This is a genomic window from Pseudoalteromonas sp. c7(2019) (genome assembly GCF_011378625.1).
Taxonomy (GTDB): Bacteria; Pseudomonadota; Gammaproteobacteria; order Enterobacterales; family Alteromonadaceae; genus Pseudoalteromonas; species Pseudoalteromonas arctica.
Genome location: NZ_WTKS01000087.1, coordinates 1 through 243, shown reverse-complemented (window position 1 = coordinate 243; position 243 = coordinate 1). Strand labels below are relative to the sequence as shown.

Here is a 243-nt window from a genome sequence, read left to right as displayed (position 1 = left end):
AGAAATCGCAAAAGAAACTGGCGCGACGATCACTGTGACAAATAATATCGACGATATTAAAGGTTATGATGTTGTTTATGGTGACACTTGGTTATCAATGGGCGACGATACACCACTAGAACAAATTAAAGCTAAATTTATGCCATTCCAAATTAACCAAGCATTGCTTGATAATACCGGCATTAAACATATTTTACATTGCCAGCCTGCACATCGTGGTCTAGATATCACATCAGATGTAAT

The 243-nt window shown here is 37.0% G+C and carries 1 pseudogene; it reads left to right on the top strand.

The features are described 5' to 3' along the window. Nucleotides 1–34 precede the first annotated feature (34 nt). A pseudogene (locus GQR38_RS20125) lies at nt 35–243 on the top strand (ornithine carbamoyltransferase); the annotation flags it as partial.